Genomic DNA, 18,394 nt, shown 5'->3' with positions numbered 1-18,394 from the left:
ATGATTTCTCTCCCACGCTGCTTTTTCGATTTCTCGAAAGAATAAAGGTATAGTAGGAATGGTTATTTTATACATTTTTAAAAATTAAAGAAATGGCTGTTTTAGAAAAATTAACTTCACAGCAAGCAATCGACTTAGAAAACAATTACGGAGCACACAACTATCACCCTTTACCTGTGGTATTAAGTAAAGGAGAAGGTGTGTATGTATGGGATGTAGAAGGTAAGAAATATTACGATTTCTTGTCTGCGTATTCTGCAGTAAATCAAGGACACTGCCATCCGAAAATTGTGAATGCAATGGTTGAGCAAGCGAAAACGTTAACATTAACGTCTAGAGCGTTTTACAATGATATGTTAGGGCAATATGAAAAGTATGCTACTGAATATTTTGGTTTTGATAAGTTATTACCAATGAATACTGGGGCAGAAGCTGTAGAGACTGCTTTAAAGATTTCGAGAAAATGGGCTTATGAGAAGAAAGGAATAGCTGAAAATGAAGCACAGATTATTGTATGCGAAAATAACTTCCATGGAAGAACAACTACAATTATTTCTTTTTCTAACGATCCAGTAGCAAGAGAAAATTTTGGTCCATATACAGAAGGATTTATTAAAATAGAATATGATAATCTAGAAGCTTTAGCAAATGCTTTAGAAAACAATACAAATGTAGCTGCATTTTTAGTGGAACCTATTCAAGGTGAAGCAGGTGTTTATGTGCCTTCTGAAGGGTATTTAACAGGAGCTAAAGCGCTATGTGAAAAGCATAATGTATTATTTATAGCCGATGAGGTACAAACTGGGATTGCTAGAACAGGTAGATTATTAGCAACTTGTGGTAACTGTAGTTGCGATAATAAGAATTGTTCTAATACTCCAGATGTAAAACCTGACGTATTAATTTTAGGGAAAGCATTGTCTGGTGGAGCATACCCTGTTTCTGCTGTTTTAGCTAATGATGATGTAATGAATGTTATTCGCCCTGGTAATCATGGTTCTACTTTTGGAGGGAATCCAATTGCCGCAGCAGTAGCAATTGCAGCTTTAGAGGTTGTTAAGGAAGAGAAGTTAGCTGAAAACGCATACCGATTGGGAGAAATTTTTAGAGAAGAAGTAGGTAAGTTAGTTGAAGAAACTGAATTGGTAACTTTAGTTAGAGGAAGAGGGTTGTTAAACGCTATTGTAATTAACGATACTGAAGACAGTAAAACAGCTTGGAATATTTGTATGAAATTACGTGATAACGGATTATTAGCGAAACCTACTCACGGAAATATTATTCGTTTTGCACCACCATTGGTAATGAACGAAGAACAATTAAGAGATTGTATTTCTATTATTAAGAAAACAATTTTAGAATACGAAGCATAAGAAAAAGCGACCTTTAGGTCGCTTTTTTTGTATTACTTGTTTTCCTCATGAAATGCTTATGATTTCCACTTTTTACAGTAGGAAATCATTAATTGTCAGTTTTTTACAAGGATCTTGCTTAAATTTAAGGTATTAACCTATTAAATTTAATATATCATGAAAAAAAACATTTTAGCGTTAGGAAAAAAGTTAAATAAAAAACAACAGCAAATAATTAATGGAGGAATGAGAGGTATAGTGCCTTGTAATACTATAAGAGACTGTTTCTTTTTAGGAGACGGTTATATAGGAGATTATTTTTGTCTAGATAATGGAAGAGGATTTAAAGAATGTGTATTATTATAAAAAATGAGAAGCTGTCAGATAAACAATATTTATATATCTGACAGCTTCTTTATGAATAGAAATTTAATTATTAGTTAGCCATTTCATAAATATTTAGATGTTTTTTTAATACCCCTGAAGGAGTATCTTTAGTCTCATCGAAAATTCTAGTATCTCCAAATAAAATAAAGCTGTCTTTAGCTCTAGAAACTGAAACATTTAACATGTTTGGTTTGTTATCTTTTTCAAAGAACATTGTGCCTTCATCTTCATTAGTATATACAGAGCTGAATAAGATGATACTGCGTTCCGCTCCTTGTAAAGCGTGTACTGTACCTAGTTTGATATTGTTAACTTTAAAACCAGCTTCAAGTAAGGCTTTAGAAAGTTCACCTTTTTGGCTAGCAAATGGAGTTATAATTCCTAAGACCTCTTCAATTTGCTCAACATCATAGGCCTCTTGTATTGTTTCTTTGTTTTGTTGTAACCAAGTAATAATAGCTTTTACTTCTTGAATATTTTGACGGCTATTATATTTTCGTTCACTGATGCCTTCTATATGATACGCCATCATAGAAGGAAAAGCTTGTCCTTCTCTAGCTTTACCTTTCATAGGTTTTAAAATACCACCATACGCTAATTCGTTACAAAAATTAATGATTTCATCATTGCATCGTCTATGTTCTAATAAAATCAATCCTTGTTCCTTGGTATTATTGATTGGTGTTTCAAATTCACAAGAATTTTGGGCCATTCTCATAATACATCCATTAGAGGCCAAAAAACCTAGGTCTTCCAAATAACGCATATCTTGTTCTTGTTGGATAATGTTCAGACTAGATAAATTTCCTTTATCTATTCTAGAAGGAATAGACCATATGGGTTCAATTTGTTTTAAATCACCAACTACAAAAGCTTTTTTAGCAATGGCAAATACAGGAATACTAACTTCAGGAGTAACTTGTCCAGCTTCATCAATAATTAATAAATCGAGAAAATTATACAAAGGGAAATACTCAAAAATTGGTTTCCCGTTTTCATTTTCACCTTGATATTGACTATATATGAAATGACTTGGAGCTGTGTAAAAAGTACCAACAAAACAAGGAGTTAGCATAGCTCTTCGTTTCCATTTTATTATAATAGATTGCTCTCCAGTTCCTCGTTCAGTATCTTCTTCTAACATCTCTCTAGTTGCAATGAGCCATCGAGCCTCCCAATAATGAGTAGCTAATAAAAAGGCCTTATGACGTAAGGAAACATCCAACTCGTCATAATAAAAACGAGGTGTTGGGTTTTTAGAGTTGAGTTTTTCAAATTCAGAAGCCCATAATTCATCTTCTTTTAGAATAGGGAAATTCTGAATGTTCGTTTTTCGTCTCCAATCTTTCAGTTTTAAATTAGCTTGTAATGCAATGTTTAAATTATTGATAAGCTCTTTAAGTAGTTGATTGGCTTTTTCTTTATCATTAAGTGTATTTTCATATGCCTTAAAAATATATTGTTCTTGATTTTCTGTAAATTCTGTAGTATCTGCTTTAAAATATTGCGCAATCAGCGAAAGAAAATCCGGTTTTTTATAAGCCGCTTTCAACTCATTTAAAGTAGTTCTCCAAGTTGTGAGTTTCGAAATATTGAGATGATCACGATCAATATGATCTTCTTGATGTATGAGTCGTTTATTGAGATATTCTATTGATTTTAGATAGTTATTTGGGTAATCAACACTATCTATCAATAGTTCTTCTATAATTACAATTTCATCTTGTATGTGTTCAATAGCATCTTCTAAATCGTCACATTCAACATTAAAATAGTCGCAATATTTTGTTAGAAAATAATATTCTGCGTCTTCTAAATATTCGTCGTTTTCAAGATTACATAATGTTCCTTCATGACCAAATAAATTTCCTTTTAAGAAATTGATATCCCCTAAATATTTTTCATTTTTACCACTAGAAGGTAAGTATGTAGCATATCCTTTAAAGTCAGGTATCCATCGTTCAGATAATTCTACCAAGCTACTTGCTGAATTAATAAAACTATCGATAATATTGGTTACAGCTTGATTATTGTTAGAACACGCTAATACTATGGGAGGTTCTTCACCAATAATAGCACTTTTAACAACTTCAGTAGCTACCAAGCTTTGTAATAATGTGGTTTTACCAGTTCCTGGAGGACCATTCACGGCAGTAACTGAACTTTCATTAGCTGCTAAATAAGAAAGTAATGTTTTACGTTGACTAACAGATAAAGGGAACTGATTAGACATTTGACCCAAATGTAAATGGTTATAATTCAAAAAATCATCATCTGTAATGGCATCTCTTTTTTCAATTTGTGAAGGATTGATAATTTTAGAAAGTAATGGTAGTTCCTCATCATAATCCAATAAATTTTCATACAGGAATAATATACTTTTAGCTGTTGAAATTTTAGAACTTACTGCAAAATAAGTCAACTTATATTGAGTAGTGTATTTTTCAGCTCTATAATGCGATAAATTCTTAAACGTTATGGCTTCAAATACTTCATTAATGTAATTCCAATATTCATCCCAAGGCACAACATCATTTTCGTCTTCAGGCACAGGAGGTTCAATTTCTCTAGCATCTAAAACAGTATCTATGGAAGTAAAAATGAAATCATTTTTTACATCCGCCATAGGAGTCATATAATTACGAACGATTAATGGAAATATATCTTTAGGTGCAGATAATTGTCCTAATCGATTTACGGATGCATAAATCCAAAAAGGGTGGATTTGTCTTTGTTTAAATTTTGCATTATCGGTTTGGTATTCTAAATGAAAAGGGGCAATTAGTATTTTAGTGCTATCAATTTCATGCCATTGACTACTATCTTTTTTTAGAATACCGCGTAATCTATTAATTCTTCTTTCTTCCGCATCAATTAATTGAGTGGCTTGTTTAGCATTGATAAAAGCATTGCTAAGATCCGAATTGTTTTGATGTTGTAAGTTTTTAATTTTAGCAATATCTACAGCTAAATTCTCGCTGTCTGTTAAACTATTTTTATAGTACTGTAGCCAGTTTTTATCATTCATTATAATCCCCCTTAATCTTATAAAAGATGGCGAAAATAATATAATTAGGAAAAGAAAATCTGTTTGTTGTTTTAGTTTTATTAACAAAAAAGCGAATTTAATTCAATTTAAATTCGCTTATTAAATATGGTAAATAACTTTATTTACTGTTTTCTCCAAGTAACAGAGCCTGATGTAAATTTAGTGTTATTATCTTCAAATGTGATAGTGAAAACTTCAGGGGTAGTTTCTCCTTCTTCTAAAACTTGATATTCATTATTACCATTGTTTAGCCAAGTTCCCGTTTTTTCTCCATCTGACTGACATTTTCCATCCATATCTGGTCCACCAACTAATTCAGATGTTGTAATTCCGTTAGCATTGAATACTAACTTAGATTGAGTAGTACATGTATTAGTACCATCAATTTCATCACCATTAGTATCTGTTTCTACTAATTTTTCTAATTTCCATGTTCCTATAATAGGGTCCAAATTATCTGCTTTTTCAGTATCATCAGAATCAGAACATGATAAAAAACTTAAAGCCGCCAGAGATAAAATTAAAAATCTTTTCATTATTACTTTTTTAAATTGGCGGCAAAAATACATTGTATCGAATTAAGATTTATTTTAAATTAGAATCTTAATTATTGAGTAGGTTATTGTAATTGCTCCAATTTTTCTCGCATTAATTCTGGATTTTGAAAAGCTTCCCAACCAATATACGCGAACATCCATATTATAATCATTAGATATAATATACTTAATACAAGACCTATGATTGCCAAAATACGTCCAGCATTTAAGTTGGAATAGTTACTATAGATACTAGGATTTGCATCATATAATGCTTTATCTTTTTTAAATAAAACAAGAGCTACAACTCCTAAAATAACACCGAAGATACCATAGCATATACAGCTCAAAATAGACAGTATTCCTAAGATTAAAACGGCAGTAGCATTGGGTAAATTTCTTTGTTCAAATTCAAACATGGAGTAAAATTTTTTAATTTAAAAATAAGTTTTTCATTTTCGCAATATAGGTAATAATTAAAATTAATACGTTAAGTATAGCAATTATGAGTATTAACTTTAAAGTGATTTTCTTTTTTAAAAGAAAATGGAGACCAACAACTAGTAATAAAGCTAAAGTAGAATACACGGCAGGAAACATTTGAAATGCATTAGAGAATTCGCCTTTTGAAACCATAATAACTGATCTTTGAAAACCACAACCAGGGCAATCTACACCAAATAATTTTTTATTTGGGCATGCTAGCATGTGATTTTCTGGTTTTACTTGCATAGGATTAGTTATTACTTAAATGTTAAAGACTGCATTTTCCTGTTTTAATATCATTATAGCTAAGGTTGAATTTGTTTCCATCAAAATAAACTCCGCCATTTTCGTAAAAGGTTTGCAATTGATTAAATATGGCACAGTAATTAGTTAGATTGATATTCTCTTTAAACTTTACATATTGTAAAGTGTTCAAATTTTCTAACCCGTTTAAATCAACTAAAGAATTATTAAAGGAAATCTCTAAGGAATTACATGTTTTTAACTTATTAAAACTTTTTAAAGAGTTTAAATTTTCATTAAAAAATAATTCTAAATATCCTATCTCTTTAAGGTTAGCTAGAAAATCAAAGTTTATTAGTTTTGTACTACTTAAACGTACTCGACCAGATACTGATTCTAATTGTGTAAAAGCATCCATTTTTTCTATAGAAACTTGATCTATAAAAATACTTAAACAAGTTTCTAATTGATTAAATCCTTCAACTTTTCTTAAGTTTGGATTACTAAGTATTTGTATATCACTTAATTTTTCAATTTGATTAAAACCTTTTATTTCTTGGAGGTTATAGTTGTACTCTATAAATACATAGATAATTGATCCATCTTGATATTTAGGATTTTCATCAAGAATATTATTAAAACCGATAATTCTTTGGAGATTAGTATTGCTTTCAATTCGCACACCTCCTTTTATAACCGTGTTATTAAAACCATTAATCTCAGTAACTTTATCATTATTGATTATAGTAAGTCTTCCTGTAATTTCTTCAATCTTATTTAAAGGAGATAAATCATAAATATCTGCAATTTTTGAATGTGGGTTAACTACAGGTTGATCAACAATGGAAAGAGATCCATCTATTCTAGTATAATTTTTAGAGGCAAAGTCTTCAATTTCTTTTTGAGAAGTTAATTTTACTTTACCTACAAAGGTTTGGTTTGTTAGATCATTTTCATTTGTGCAATTAGTAAATAATACTATCAGAAGAGATAATAAACTTAATTTTTTCATTGTTATTTTTAGTTTTTTACAATGTAAATGTAATTTTTTACTTCTTTTAATAAGTAAAAATTATTTAAACATATCCATTCCTGGAATATTTGGCATTCCACTTTTAGCAGCAATCGCCATTTCTTGCTCATTTATCTCACCAGCTCTTTTTAAGGCTTTATTTAAGGTTAAGATTAAATAATCTTCTAACTCTTCATTGTCTTGTAATAAGCTATCATCTATATTAATAGCTCTTATTTCTCTATTGGCAGTAACTGTAACTTTTAGTTTACCATCTGCACCACTTTCATCAATTAAAACAGAGTTTAAACGCTGTTTAGTTTCCTCAACTTTTTGTTGTGCTTGTTTAAGCTTATCCATCATTCCTGATAAATCTCCGAACATAACTGTTTGTTTTATAAAAAATTCTATGCAAAATTAGTATTTTACGGCTCTAAAATTTAACCAGATGAGAAAAAATCTAATAAAAAGTATTGCTGTTGGTATTACATTAAGTATTATTTTAGCGTCCTGCAAAAAAGGAAAGATGAAGAATATTGATACTATGCCTGTAGCTGAAAAAAAAGCTCACAAACTAGAGAAACACGGAGATGTTAGAGTCGATGATTATTTTTGGATGCGTTTAACTGATGCACAAAAAAATGCTGAAAATAAAGACGAGCAGACTCAAAAAGTATATGATTACTTAAATGCCGAAAATAAATACTTTGAAGATGTAATGGGGTATACCAATGATTTTCAAAAAGAATTATTTGAGGAAATGAAAGGTAGAATCAAAGAAGATGATGAGTCTGTGCCTTATAAAAGTAATGGCTATTTTTATATTACTCGATATGAAAAGGGTCAACAATATCCTATTTATTCTAGAAAAAAAGGAAGTTTAGAAGCTGATGAAGAAATCATGTTTAATGTAAATAAAGAAGCAGAAGGACATGATTATTTTCAGTTAGGTGGATTGAATGTTTCGCCGGATAATAAATTAGTAGCTTTTGCTACGGATACAGTGAGTAGACGTCAATATTTTATCAAAATAAAAAACCTTGAAACAGGAGAAATTTATGCTGATAAAATAGAAAATACTACTGGAGGTAGTGTATGGGCAAATGATAATAAAACATTATTCTATACCAAGAAAGATCCTGTTACCTTACGTAGTTCTAAAATATACAAACATGTTTTAGGAACAGATGCAAGTGAAGATGTATTAATCTTTGAAGAGAAAGATGATACATTCGGAACATTTGTAACGAAAACTAAATCTAAAAAATATATAGTAATTGGTTCTTATAGTACGGTATCTAGTGAGTATCAGGTATTAGAGGCTGATAATCCAAGTGGTACATTTCGTGTAATTCAACCACGTGAGCGTGATTTAGAATATGATATTGCACACTACGGAGATCACTTTTATGTAAAAACCAATAAAGACGGAGCAACTAACTTTAAGTTGATGAAAACTCCTGAAGACAAAACTACTAAAGAGAATTGGGTAGATGTAATTCCTCATAGAGAGGATGTGTTTTTTGAAGATTTCTCAATTTTTAAGGACTATTTAGTTTTAGAAGAGAGAAACAACGGGTTATTTAAGATTAGAATAAAGCGTTGGGATGGTAAAGAAGACTATTATTTGCCATTTGATGAAGAAACATATTCTGCTGGAGTGTACTCTAATCCAGATTTCGATACTGATGTGATCAGATATTCTTATAACTCAATGACTACTCCAAGTTCTGTGATTGATTTCAATATGAAAGATCAATCTAAAGAGATTAAAAAGGAGCAAGAAGTATTGGGAGGAAAGTTCAATAAAGAGAACTATGTAAGCAAGAGAATTTGGGTCACTGCTAGAGATGGGAAAAAGGTAGCATTATCAATCGTACATAGAAAGGATACGAAGATTGATAAGAATACTCCTATACTACAATATGCATATGGTTCATACGGATATACAATTCCTGATGGATTCTCAACTACACGTTTAAGTTTATTAGATCGTGGATTTATATTTGCTTTAGCACATATTAGAGGAAGTCAATATTTAGGAAGAGAATGGTATGAAGACGGCAAAATGTTACATAAAAAGAATACATTCAACGACTTTGTAGATTGTTCTAAGTATTTAATAGATAACGGTTATACTTCACCAGAACATTTATATGCAATGGGAGGTTCTGCAGGTGGTTTATTAATGGGAGCTATTGTAAACATGAATCCAGAATTATATAATGGAGTTATTGCAGCTGTTCCTTTTGTTGATGTAATTTCTACAATGCTAGATGATAGTATTCCGTTAACTACAGGTGAGTATGACGAATGGGGGAATCCTAATGATAAAGAGTATTACGATTACATTAAAACATATTCTCCTTATGATCAAGTAGAAGCAAAAGGATATCCAAATATGCTAGTAACTACTGGATTACATGATAGTCAGGTGCAATATTGGGAACCTGCAAAATGGGTAGCGAAATTAAGAGAGTTAAAAACAGATGATAATTTACTGTTTTTACATACTAACATGGAAGCTGGTCATGGAGGAGCGTCAGGAAGATTCGATGCTTTAAAAGAAACTGCTAGAGAATACACATTCTTACTGTCTTTAGAAGGTAAGTTAGAAAAATAATTATATTTTTGCGCTCGATTGAGTGAATGTGAATGGTATTATAAAATTATTAGTACACTCGATATTAAGTATATTAATGATTTTATAATACCATTTCTTCTTTAGATAAGGAATGAATAGAAATAAAGCAATAGTAAATTCGATTTTAGATTTAGTAGGGGAAACTCCAATAGTTAAATTAAATACCATTACTAAAGATCTACCAGGTGACTATTTTGCAAAACTAGAATCATTCAACCCAGGGCAATCTGCAAAAGATAGGATTGCACTTCATATTATAGAGAATGCAGAAAAGAAAGGTATTCTAAAACCAGGAGACACCATAGTAGAAACCACTTCAGGAAATACAGGTTTTAGCTTAGCTATGATTAGTTTGGTTAAAGGATATAAATGTATTTTAGCAGTAAGTGATAAATCATCTAAAAATAAAATAGATGTATTAATTACTATGGGAGCAGAAGTTCACGTTTGTCCTGCAAATGTGGCTGCAGATGATCCCAGATCTTATTATGAAACGGCTAAGAGAATTCATAGAGAAACACCAAATTCTATATATATCAATCAATATTTTAATGAGCTAAACATTGAAGCACATTATAATACTACCGGTCCTGAAATTTGGGAACAAACGGAAGGTAAGATTACACATTTAGTTGCTGCGAGTGGAACAGGAGGGACTATTTCAGGAACAGGAAGATATTTGAAAGAACAAAATCCAAATATTAAAATATTAGGAGTTGACGCTGTAGGTTCGGCTATTAAAAAGTTTCATGAAACAAAAGAATTTGATCCTAAAGAAATTGCTCCATATAAAATAGAAGGTTTAGGAAAAAATTTAATTCCAACTTCTACAGATTTTGATGTTATTGATATTTATGAAAAAGTCACAGATAAAGATGCTGCTTTTTCAGCTAGAAAATTAGTGAAAGAGGAAGGATTATTATGCGGATATACTTCAGGAGCAGTGGCACAAGCTACGCAACAATTTGCCGCAAAGAATATGTTTACTGAAGATAGTTTCGTAGTAATAGTACTACCAGATCATGGAATTCGTTATATGGATAAAATCTATTCTGACGATTGGATGAAAGAACAAGGTTTTTTATAATAAGTTAGATTTCTACAATACATTTCATACTTACAATGGCTAACGATTTAATTTTTTCGGTAATTATTCCTTGTTATAATGAAGAAAAATTTATAGTCTCTTGTATTCAATTGATTATTCAACAAACAGTAGTACCATATAAATTAATCATTGTAAATGATGGATCAACAGATAATACAGTTGCTGTAGTTAAGGAGTTTCAAAAACAAGTTGATTTTATTGAAATTGTAGATACACACAAACAACCAAGTTTTGAACCGGGAGCAAAGATTGTTCAAGCTTTTAACGTAGGTTTACAGCATCTTGATCATTGGGATGTGGTTTTTAAACTAGATGCAGATGTGAATTTACCCTCAAACTATTTTGAAAAAGTAATAGCTACCTATCAAGAAAACCCTAAGATAGGAATGGTAGGAGGTTTAATATATGTAGAAAAAGACGGAGAATGGATTTACGAAACTATCTCAGATAAAAATCATCTTAGAGGCCCTATAAAATCGTATCGTAGATCTTGTTTTGAAGCCATGAATGGAATTCGGGAATCGATTGGTTGGGATACGGTAGATGAAATCTTAGCACAGTTTTATGGTTACGAATTAAAGGTAATACAAGACTTGAAAGTAAAGGTGAATAAACCAACAGGGGCATTGTATAAAAAATCTCATGCAAAAAAAATGGGATTAGCTATGTATAAAATGAATTATGGTATAATAATAGCATTAATAGCTGCATTAAAATCCTCATTAAATAAAAAGAGTATTAAAGATTTTTTTGTAATCATAAACTCTTTTAATAAGGCCTATTTTTCAAAAGTTCCTAAAATTGTAAATAGAGAAGAAGGAAAGTTTATCAGAAACTATAGATGGAAAAACATTAAAGCTAAACTTAGGAATTAAAAAAATAATGTCAGCTCGATTGATTTTTACCGGTGATTGAGATTATCGAAACCAAAAGTAAAATTGTGCTGAATCAAGTCCTGAAAAGTTACCGAGAACATTGTAAAATGAATACATCTTTTTATAATAGATATTCAAATTCACATTAATTTAGCCTTGTGGTTACAATCTATTTATAAATTAAATACTTAGCACGAACTTTCTTAAAGTCTTTAAGGTCTTCTTCCCAAAATCCACGAATTTCTTTAGCCGTTAATCCACTTTCTATCTGAGCCTGTAATTTTTTCGTTCCTGCTAATTTTGTGAAAAATGGATTGAAAAATTTACTTGTTGTATTTTTAGTCGTATACTTTTTATAGAAATGCACTAGCCATTTGAGTTCTAAACGATCAAGCTGCTTTTCTTTACTTAGATCATATCCAAAGCATTCTTTTCCTTTATGTTTAGGATGTCTTGCTCCTTCTTTGGGTACAGGAATAAATGAATAAGGAGAGCTTCTAAATTGTTTATTAGGACTTCCAATTACTTGAAATTGTTGATCAGTTCCTCTTCCTACAGAAACTACAGTACCTTCAAATAAGCATAAACTAGGATATAAATTGATTGATGTACTATTAGGTAAATTAGGAGAAGGTTTAATAGGCAGGTTATATGCTGTGTTATGTGTATAGTTTTTTAGAGAAACAACGGTTAAATCGCATTGTATTCCATTCTTAAGCCATTGTTCTCCATTAATCATTTTTCCATACTCACCAATAGTCATTCCATAAACTATAGGAACTGGATGTAAACCCACAAAACTCTTGTAATTGCTTTCTAAAACAGGTCCATCTACATAATGAGCGTTTGGGTTTGGTCTATCTAATACAATTACGGGAATGTTATGTTCAGCACAAGCTTCCATTACGTAATGTAAAGTAGAAATATAGGTATAAAAGCGAACACCAACATCTTGTATATCAAAAACGACAACATCTATATCTTCCAGTTGTGTTGCGCTGGGTTTTTTGTTTTTTCCGTATAAGGATATGACTGGTAAACCTGTTTTAGTATCTATACCATCTTTAATAGATTCTCCAGCATCAGCTTTTCCTCTAAAACCATGTTCTGGGGCAAATACTTTCTTTACATGAATTTTATCAGAATTATGAATATAATCAACAAGATGGATAGAAGTAATGTCAGGGTTAAATTTTGATTTTTTATTAATTACAGAAGTTTGATTAGCCACAATCGCTATATTTTTACCAAATAGTTTAGGAATATAAATAGATGTTTGATCTGCACCAGTAAGAATAGAGGGAACGGAAACTGAAGAAACTTCCTTTTTTATATCTTTTTTATTGATATTGATTTTTGAGTTTTCACTCTTACAAACATTAAGAAAAAAAAGGATTGATATTAACAAGAATAAATATGTACTTTTGATTTGGTAAAAAAACATTTCTTTGAATTACGAATTATTTATTGCTAAACGTATAATAGCTGGTAAAGCGTATAAAAATAGTATATCATCTCCAATAATAAAAATAGCTATAGTAGCTATAAGCTTGGGGATTGCTATAATGTCCGTTTCTGTATCAGTTACTTCTGGTTTTAAACAAAAAATACGTGATAAAATAGCAGGTTTTAAAGGGCATGCTCAAATTACGAATTACGACAATAATAATTCTGATGTTTCTACAGTATCAATCGATTTGAATCAAGATTTTTATCCTGATTTTTCATCAGTTTCAGGAATTAAAAAAGTACAGCCTTACATTAACAAAGGAGGTATTATTAGAACAGCAACAGATTTTCAGGGAATTATATTTAAAGGAGTAGATGCAGCCTATGACTTTTCTTTTTTTAAGGATTTTTTAGTTGAGGGTAGGTTACCTAATTACAATCAACCAAGAAATAGAGAGATTTTGATTTCTAAACATATCACTGATCGTCTCAATTTAAAACTAAACGATACAATCCAAACTTGGTTTGAAAGTAAAACGGCATCGGGTTTTAAGATGAGGAAACCAGTAATTGTTGGGATTTATGAAACAGGTTTTGAAGAATTTGATGCCACTATTCTTGTTGGAGATTTAAAAGAAGTGCAACGTATTAATAAATGGAAGGAAAATGAAGTAGGAGGATTTGAAGTATTATTAGATGATTTTGATACGTTAAGAGAAAAAGGAGAGAAGATCAATCAAAATATAAGTCCCTTATTACAGTCTACTACATTATTACAAAGTTTCTTTCATATTTTCGATTGGTTAAAGCTATTTGATAATAATGTTTGGTTTATTATTGGTATTATGATTCTAATAGCTGGAATAAATATGATAACAGCTTTGTTAGTTTTAATATTAGAACGTGTGCAAATGATCGGAATTCTTAAAGCTTTAGGTAGTAAGAATTGGGAAATACAAAAGATATTTTTATACAATGCATCCTATCTAATTCTAAAAGGGTTATTTTGGGGGAATTTAATTGCATTTGCGCTATTGTTTATCCAAAAGTTCTTTAAAATAATTACGTTGAACCCCAAAACATATTACGTTTCTATTGTACCAGTAAAAATAGATGCTTTTTATGTAATTGCGTTAAATATAGGTACCTTACTATTATGTATGTTAATGTTACTCATTCCTTCAATAATAATAGCGAAGATTAAGCCTTCTAAATCTATAAAATTCGAATAAAAATTTCTGTCAGATTTTCATTTAATACTTTTAGAAGCAAGAAATTTTATTTTCTAGTTAGGTGAGGTATTGAAATTAGTTAATCTTTATTACTAATTTGATTGTCTTAATTCTCTATTAATTTTAAAATATACCATGTATATACAAAGTGTTAATCCTGATCTTAATATAAGTCATTTGGTCAAAGAATATTATTATTTTTCTAACCATGAAGTCTCTTCTAAATTTGTCCCTATTATTGATGATTGTTGTTATGATTTTATTTTCTTTAAAGAAGCAAATACTATTTTAGAATATGGTGTTAATAAAAAGCAAATTAGAATTTCCAAGAAAATATTCACTATTCATAATCTTACTCCACCTTATAAAATTAAATTTGAAAATTCACTAACCTTTTTCACCATTAAATTACAACCTTGGGCTAAAAATTACTTTTTCTCTTTCATAGAAGAGCCTGGAGTTATTGATTTGGAATATCTAGATAACGAATTCACTCAATTTTATGATGGGATTTTCACCATTGAAAGCATTGATAAAAAATTTAAATTGGCTGATCAACTTATGAGTAAGAAAAGTATAGTATTAAATGAAGTCTCTTTTTTTATTAGGGAGATATGTGAGTATATATATGTTGAAAAAGGTATAGTTACAGTGGAAGATATAAGTGAAAAGTTTCAAAAATCACGACAGTATATAAATAAATTATTTAAACAAAATGTAGGTTATACTTTAAAGAAGTTTATAACAACTGCTAGAATACTAGACTTAGTTAAATTCAAAATAAAACAGCAAGATATTTCTTTAGTAACACTTTGTTATCAATACAATTATTTTGATCAATCTCATTTTATAAAAGATTTTAAACAAGTTTGTGGAGTAGCACCAAGAGCTTTTTTTAATGATCTTCCAAAATTTTTGCAGAGGCATTGAGCTATGTTCCATTTTTACAATTTAATGAGAAAAAATCATTTTTAATTTGTGAAAAAACATATCATGAAAATACTTTTAAAAATAACTTTTTTGAATTTGATTTTAATGTCATGCTCATTAGGAAAAAAAGAAAACAATTTAACTACTATAAAAAATGAAAATATAGATAGTCTCTTTTGGTACTCGAATGTCTATTTAACTGAACTTACAAGGTTGAATAAATTTAATGGAGTCGTGTTGCTAAAAAAGAAAGGGAAAGTTGTACTGAAAAAGTCTTTTAACATGACTACAGATACTAATGCTAAAATATATGTTACTAATGATAGTCAGTTTGATATACGATCTATATCTAAATTATTTGCTAAGGCAAGTATCATAGTGTTAGAAAGAAAAGGAAAACTAAAAAAAGAGGATAACCTTATTAAATATGTACCTAGTTTTCCAAATGGACATAAAATAACTATTGAACATTTAATGAGTAATACTTCTGGCTTACCCAGAGAGTTTAGTCAAACTAATAAAGCAAATATCTTACTTACTTCAGATGATGTTATATACTATGCATCAAAAGAAAAATTAGAATTTGAACCAGGTAAGCAAGAACTGTATTCCAATGTAGGTTTTCAACTACTTTACTATATTATAGAGCAAGTAACTCATAAATCGTATGCGTCTTTTATTAAAGATACATTTTTTACTCCTCTAAAAATGAACAGTTCGGGGGATAATTTTGATAGAGAACTAAAATATTTATCGAATTATGCATACGGTCACTTTTGGAATGAAGATAAGCGTTTACAATGTGAAGAACACCTCCCAGAAGATGATATGCGAATGGGGAATTTTTATTCTACAGTCAACGATCTATCTAATTTTCTTTTGAGTTTAGAGGATAATAAGTTTAGGTCTTTACGTCACGATAAGATTATTGCTCATGCAGGCGGAACTAGAGGAAAAAGAGCATATGTTGAGAGAGATTTTAAAAATGACCATACTATTGTTTTTTTAGCAAACTATGATGGTATACCTTTTGAGCAATTGGTAAAAGATTTACAAAATATACTACGAGGAAAAAAAGTAGTTATGCCAAAAGCAGTAGATAGAAAATCAGTTTTTGTTGCTGAAAGTATTTTAAAAAAGTATATAGGAACCTACGATTTTGTTGATATTGGTCATTTACTGATAACATTAAAGCTTGATAAAGGTAATTTATATTTATATCAAAAAGAAAAGAATAAAGGGATGCTATATTCAGAAAATGATACTATTTTTTTTCATGATAAAAATTCTGATGAATCTTTACAGTTTATAAAAAACTCTTCTGGATCATTTGATGTATTGATGGATTTTCAGGGTATACAATGGAGGGGAATTAAGGTGAAAAACACGCTTAAATAAAAAAGCTCACAAGTTTAAAATCTTGTGAGCTTTTTGTATTTCAAATGTATTTATTATTGTTTTGAATATTCAATAGCAGCTGTAATAAAGCTCAAGAACAAAGGATGTGGATTTAAAACAGTACTCTTATATTCTGGGTGATACTGTACTCCAACAAACCAAGGGTGTGAAGGTATTTCAACAACCTCAACTAAGCCAGTCTTAGGGTTAATACCTGTGGCTTTCATACCAGCAGCTTCTATTTGTGCTTTAAATTCACTATTGAATTCATACCTGTGACGATGTCTTTCACTGATATCGGTAGTTTTATACGCATCAAACGCTTTAGATCCTTCAGTTAATTGACAATCCCAAGCACCCAAACGCATTGTTCCTCCCATATTGGTAATATCTTTTTGCTCTTCCATTAAGTTAATAACAGGAGAAGAGGTATCTTCATTCATTTCAGTAGAATTTGCATCTGAGAGTTGTAATACATTTCTAGCAAATTCAATAACGGCCATTTGCATGCCTAAACAAATCCCTAAGAAAGGAATATTGTTTTCTCTTGCATATTTTACAGCTTCAATTTTTCCTTCAATACCACGCTCTCCAAAACCAGGAGCAACTAAAACACCATCTAAATCTTTTAATTGTTCATTAATGTTTTTAGTTTCTAATTCTTCAGAGTGAATCCAACGAACATTTACTTTAGTTTCATGAGTTGATCCCGCATGAATAAAAGCTTCTGTAATGGATTTATAAGAATCATGGAGTTCAACATATTTTCCAATTAAACCAATTTCAATAGTATGTTTTGGATTTTTATACTTTTTTACAAAGCAATTCCATTCTACAAGTTCTGGTTGCTTATCAGTAGAAAGATTTAGTTTCTCTAATACTACTCGATCTAATCCTTCTGCAAACATCAAATTAGGTACATCATAAATCGTTTCAGCATCCAAAGATTGGATCACATCTTGTTTCTTAACATTACAGAATAAGGCTAATTTACGTTTAATGTCTTGAGAAATCTCATGTTCAGATCGACACACTAAAATATCAGGTCCAATACCACTTTGCATTAATAATTTTACAGAGTGTTGTGTAGGTTTTGTTTTTAACTCACCAGCAGCAGCAAGGTAAGGTACAAGAGTTAAATGAATAACAATAGCATTGTCTTCACCTAGTTCCCATTGTAATTGGCGAACCGCTTCTATGTAAGGTAACGATTCAATATCACCAACAGTACCACCTATTTCAGTAATTACAATATCATAATTACCAGTATTTCCCAATATTTTAATACGATGTTTTATTTCATCTGTAATATGTGGAATTACTTGAACCGTTTTTCCTAAAAACTCACCTTTACGTTCTTTATCAATTACAGATTGATAGATTCTTCCTGTAGTAACATTATTAGCCTGTGAAGTAGGTATGTTAAGAAAACGTTCGTAGTGACCTAAATCTAAATCAGTTTCTGCACCGTCATCAGTAACATAACATTCACCGTGTTCATATGGATTTAAAGTTCCAGGATCTATATTAATATATGGATCTAACTTTTGAATTGTAACAGAATATCCTCTTTCTTGTAGTAATTTAGCTAATGAGGCTGCAATGATACCTTTTCCAAGTGAAGAGGTTACACCACCAGTTACAAATACATATTTAGTGTTGTTCATGTAGTATTATGTTTGGGCAAAAGTAA

16 protein-coding genes are annotated in these 18,394 nt (G+C 30.2%); 8 read left to right on the top strand and 8 right to left on the bottom strand.

Annotated elements, in window-relative coordinates:
• Positions 1 to 92 precede the first annotated feature (92 nt).
• Positions 93 to 1,373 carry an ornithine--oxo-acid transaminase gene (gene rocD, locus BVC87_RS13370; RefSeq protein ID WP_075342893.1) on the top strand — a complete coding sequence of 427 codons (1,281 nt, stop codon included), beginning with the start codon at positions 93 to 95 and terminating at the stop codon, positions 1,371 to 1,373.
• A 156-nt stretch (positions 1,374 to 1,529) separates the two neighbouring features.
• The gene (locus BVC87_RS13365) at positions 1,530 to 1,718 is read left to right on the top strand and encodes a hypothetical protein (protein ID WP_075342892.1); all 189 of its coding nucleotides are present in this window, start codon (positions 1,530 to 1,532) and stop codon (positions 1,716 to 1,718) included.
• Between the two features lie 70 nt (positions 1,719 to 1,788).
• On the opposite strand, the gene BVC87_RS13360 is transcribed toward BVC87_RS13365, so the two are convergent.
• The 6 genes from BVC87_RS13360 to BVC87_RS13335 all read right to left on the bottom strand — a co-directional run bounded on the left by BVC87_RS13360 (position 1,789) and on the right by BVC87_RS13335 (position 7,449).
• The gene (locus BVC87_RS13360; RefSeq protein ID WP_075342891.1) at positions 1,789 to 4,767 is read right to left on the bottom strand and encodes an AAA domain-containing protein; all 2,979 of its coding nucleotides are present in this window, start codon (positions 4,765 to 4,767) and stop codon (positions 1,789 to 1,791) included.
• A gap of 143 nt (positions 4,768 to 4,910) precedes the next feature.
• Positions 4,911 to 5,324: a lipocalin-like domain-containing protein gene (locus tag BVC87_RS13355; protein WP_075342890.1), complete on the bottom strand. Its 414-nt coding sequence runs from the start codon at positions 5,322 to 5,324 to the stop codon at positions 4,911 to 4,913.
• A gap of 83 nt (positions 5,325 to 5,407) precedes the next feature.
• The gene (locus BVC87_RS13350; protein ID WP_075342889.1) at positions 5,408 to 5,743 is read right to left on the bottom strand and encodes a CCC motif membrane protein; all 336 of its coding nucleotides are present in this window, start codon (positions 5,741 to 5,743) and stop codon (positions 5,408 to 5,410) included.
• A gap of 13 nt (positions 5,744 to 5,756) precedes the next feature.
• Positions 5,757 to 6,056 (bottom strand): DUF2752 domain-containing protein, encoded by a 300-nt coding sequence (locus BVC87_RS13345; RefSeq protein ID WP_075342888.1) that lies wholly within the window; start codon positions 6,054 to 6,056, stop codon positions 5,757 to 5,759.
• A 22-nt stretch (positions 6,057 to 6,078) separates the two neighbouring features.
• Positions 6,079 to 7,065 (bottom strand): hypothetical protein, encoded by a 987-nt coding sequence (locus BVC87_RS13340; protein WP_075342887.1) that lies wholly within the window; start codon positions 7,063 to 7,065, stop codon positions 6,079 to 6,081.
• A gap of 60 nt (positions 7,066 to 7,125) precedes the next feature.
• Entirely contained in the window at positions 7,126 to 7,449 is a 324-nt protein-coding gene (locus tag BVC87_RS13335) for a YbaB/EbfC family nucleoid-associated protein (protein WP_075342886.1), read from the bottom strand.
• Positions 7,450 to 7,513: 64 nt separating this feature from the next.
• On the opposite strand from BVC87_RS13335, the gene BVC87_RS13330 reads away from it, so the two are divergent.
• The 3 genes from BVC87_RS13330 (at position 7,514) to BVC87_RS13320 (ending at position 11,692) form a co-directional block, all read left to right on the top strand.
• Positions 7,514 to 9,688 (top strand): S9 family peptidase, encoded by a 2,175-nt coding sequence (locus BVC87_RS13330; RefSeq protein WP_394331638.1) that lies wholly within the window; start codon positions 7,514 to 7,516, stop codon positions 9,686 to 9,688.
• 112 nt (positions 9,689 to 9,800) lie between these two features.
• The gene (locus BVC87_RS13325; RefSeq protein WP_075342885.1) at positions 9,801 to 10,796 is read left to right on the top strand and encodes a PLP-dependent cysteine synthase family protein; all 996 of its coding nucleotides are present in this window, start codon (positions 9,801 to 9,803) and stop codon (positions 10,794 to 10,796) included.
• 35 nt (positions 10,797 to 10,831) lie between these two features.
• Positions 10,832 to 11,692 carry a glycosyltransferase family 2 protein gene (locus BVC87_RS13320; protein ID WP_083629457.1) on the top strand — a complete coding sequence of 287 codons (861 nt, stop codon included), beginning with the start codon at positions 10,832 to 10,834 and terminating at the stop codon, positions 11,690 to 11,692.
• 169 nt (positions 11,693 to 11,861) lie between these two features.
• Here BVC87_RS13320 and BVC87_RS13315 read toward each other — a convergent pair whose 3' ends face one another.
• Positions 11,862 to 13,136 (bottom strand): exo-beta-N-acetylmuramidase NamZ family protein, encoded by a 1,275-nt coding sequence (locus BVC87_RS13315; RefSeq protein ID WP_075342884.1) that lies wholly within the window; start codon positions 13,134 to 13,136, stop codon positions 11,862 to 11,864.
• A 4-nt stretch (positions 13,137 to 13,140) separates the two neighbouring features.
• Between BVC87_RS13315 and BVC87_RS13310 the strand changes: the two genes are divergently transcribed.
• The 3 genes from BVC87_RS13310 to BVC87_RS13300 all read left to right on the top strand — a co-directional run bounded on the left by BVC87_RS13310 (position 13,141) and on the right by BVC87_RS13300 (position 16,701).
• Positions 13,141 to 14,373 carry an ABC transporter permease gene (locus tag BVC87_RS13310; protein ID WP_075342883.1) on the top strand — a complete coding sequence of 411 codons (1,233 nt, stop codon included), beginning with the start codon at positions 13,141 to 13,143 and terminating at the stop codon, positions 14,371 to 14,373.
• 135 nt (positions 14,374 to 14,508) lie between these two features.
• Positions 14,509 to 15,303, top strand: a complete 795-nt coding sequence (locus BVC87_RS13305) for a helix-turn-helix transcriptional regulator (protein ID WP_075342882.1) — start codon at positions 14,509 to 14,511, stop codon at positions 15,301 to 15,303.
• Positions 15,304 to 15,366: 63 nt separating this feature from the next.
• Positions 15,367 to 16,701, top strand: coding sequence for a serine hydrolase domain-containing protein (locus tag BVC87_RS13300; RefSeq protein ID WP_075342881.1), 1,335 nt, complete (start codon positions 15,367 to 15,369; stop codon positions 16,699 to 16,701).
• Between the two features lie 53 nt (positions 16,702 to 16,754).
• Here the strand turns inward: BVC87_RS13300 and BVC87_RS13295 are convergent, their stop codons facing one another.
• A complete protein-coding gene (locus BVC87_RS13295) occupies positions 16,755 to 18,368 on the bottom strand; it encodes a CTP synthase (RefSeq protein ID WP_075342880.1) in 1,614 nt (537 codons plus the stop codon).
• Between the last annotated feature and the right edge of the window lie 26 nt (positions 18,369 to 18,394).

Source organism: Tenacibaculum agarivorans (assembly GCF_001936575.1).
Taxonomy (GTDB): domain Bacteria; phylum Bacteroidota; class Bacteroidia; order Flavobacteriales; family Flavobacteriaceae; genus Polaribacter; species Polaribacter agarivorans.
The sequence above is the reverse complement of the archived record's forward strand: the minus strand, read 5'-3'. Positions and strand labels throughout refer to the sequence as shown.

Bases quoted from the DNA above. Each gene is read 5' to 3' on its own strand.
- BVC87_RS13325 (WP_075342885.1), top strand. From the start codon at position 9,801: ATGAATAGAAATAAAGCAATAGTAAATTCGATTTTAGATTTAGTAGGG.
- BVC87_RS13345 (WP_075342888.1), bottom strand. From the start codon at position 6,056: ATGCAAGTAAAACCAGAAAATCACATGCTAGCATGCCCAAATAAAAAA.
- BVC87_RS13300 (WP_075342881.1), top strand. From the start codon at position 15,367: ATGAAAATACTTTTAAAAATAACTTTTTTGAATTTGATTTTAATGTCA.
- BVC87_RS13295 (WP_075342880.1), bottom strand. From the start codon at position 18,368: ATGAACAACACTAAATATGTATTTGTAACTGGTGGTGTAACCTCTTCA.
- BVC87_RS13320 (WP_083629457.1), top strand. From the start codon at position 10,832: ATGGCTAACGATTTAATTTTTTCGGTAATTATTCCTTGTTATAATGAA.
- BVC87_RS13305 (WP_075342882.1), top strand. From the start codon at position 14,509: ATGTATATACAAAGTGTTAATCCTGATCTTAATATAAGTCATTTGGTC.
- BVC87_RS13315 (WP_075342884.1), bottom strand. From the start codon at position 13,136: ATGTTTTTTTACCAAATCAAAAGTACATATTTATTCTTGTTAATATCA.
- BVC87_RS13330 (WP_394331638.1), top strand. From the start codon at position 7,514: ATGAGAAAAAATCTAATAAAAAGTATTGCTGTTGGTATTACATTAAGT.
- BVC87_RS13365 (WP_075342892.1), top strand. From the start codon at position 1,530: ATGAAAAAAAACATTTTAGCGTTAGGAAAAAAGTTAAATAAAAAACAA.
- rocD (WP_075342893.1), top strand. From the start codon at position 93: ATGGCTGTTTTAGAAAAATTAACTTCACAGCAAGCAATCGACTTAGAA.
- BVC87_RS13360 (WP_075342891.1), bottom strand. From the start codon at position 4,767: ATGAATGATAAAAACTGGCTACAGTACTATAAAAATAGTTTAACAGAC.
- BVC87_RS13340 (WP_075342887.1), bottom strand. From the start codon at position 7,065: ATGAAAAAATTAAGTTTATTATCTCTTCTGATAGTATTATTTACTAAT.
- BVC87_RS13355 (WP_075342890.1), bottom strand. From the start codon at position 5,324: ATGAAAAGATTTTTAATTTTATCTCTGGCGGCTTTAAGTTTTTTATCA.
- BVC87_RS13335 (WP_075342886.1), bottom strand. From the start codon at position 7,449: ATGTTCGGAGATTTATCAGGAATGATGGATAAGCTTAAACAAGCACAA.
- BVC87_RS13350 (WP_075342889.1), bottom strand. From the start codon at position 5,743: ATGTTTGAATTTGAACAAAGAAATTTACCCAATGCTACTGCCGTTTTA.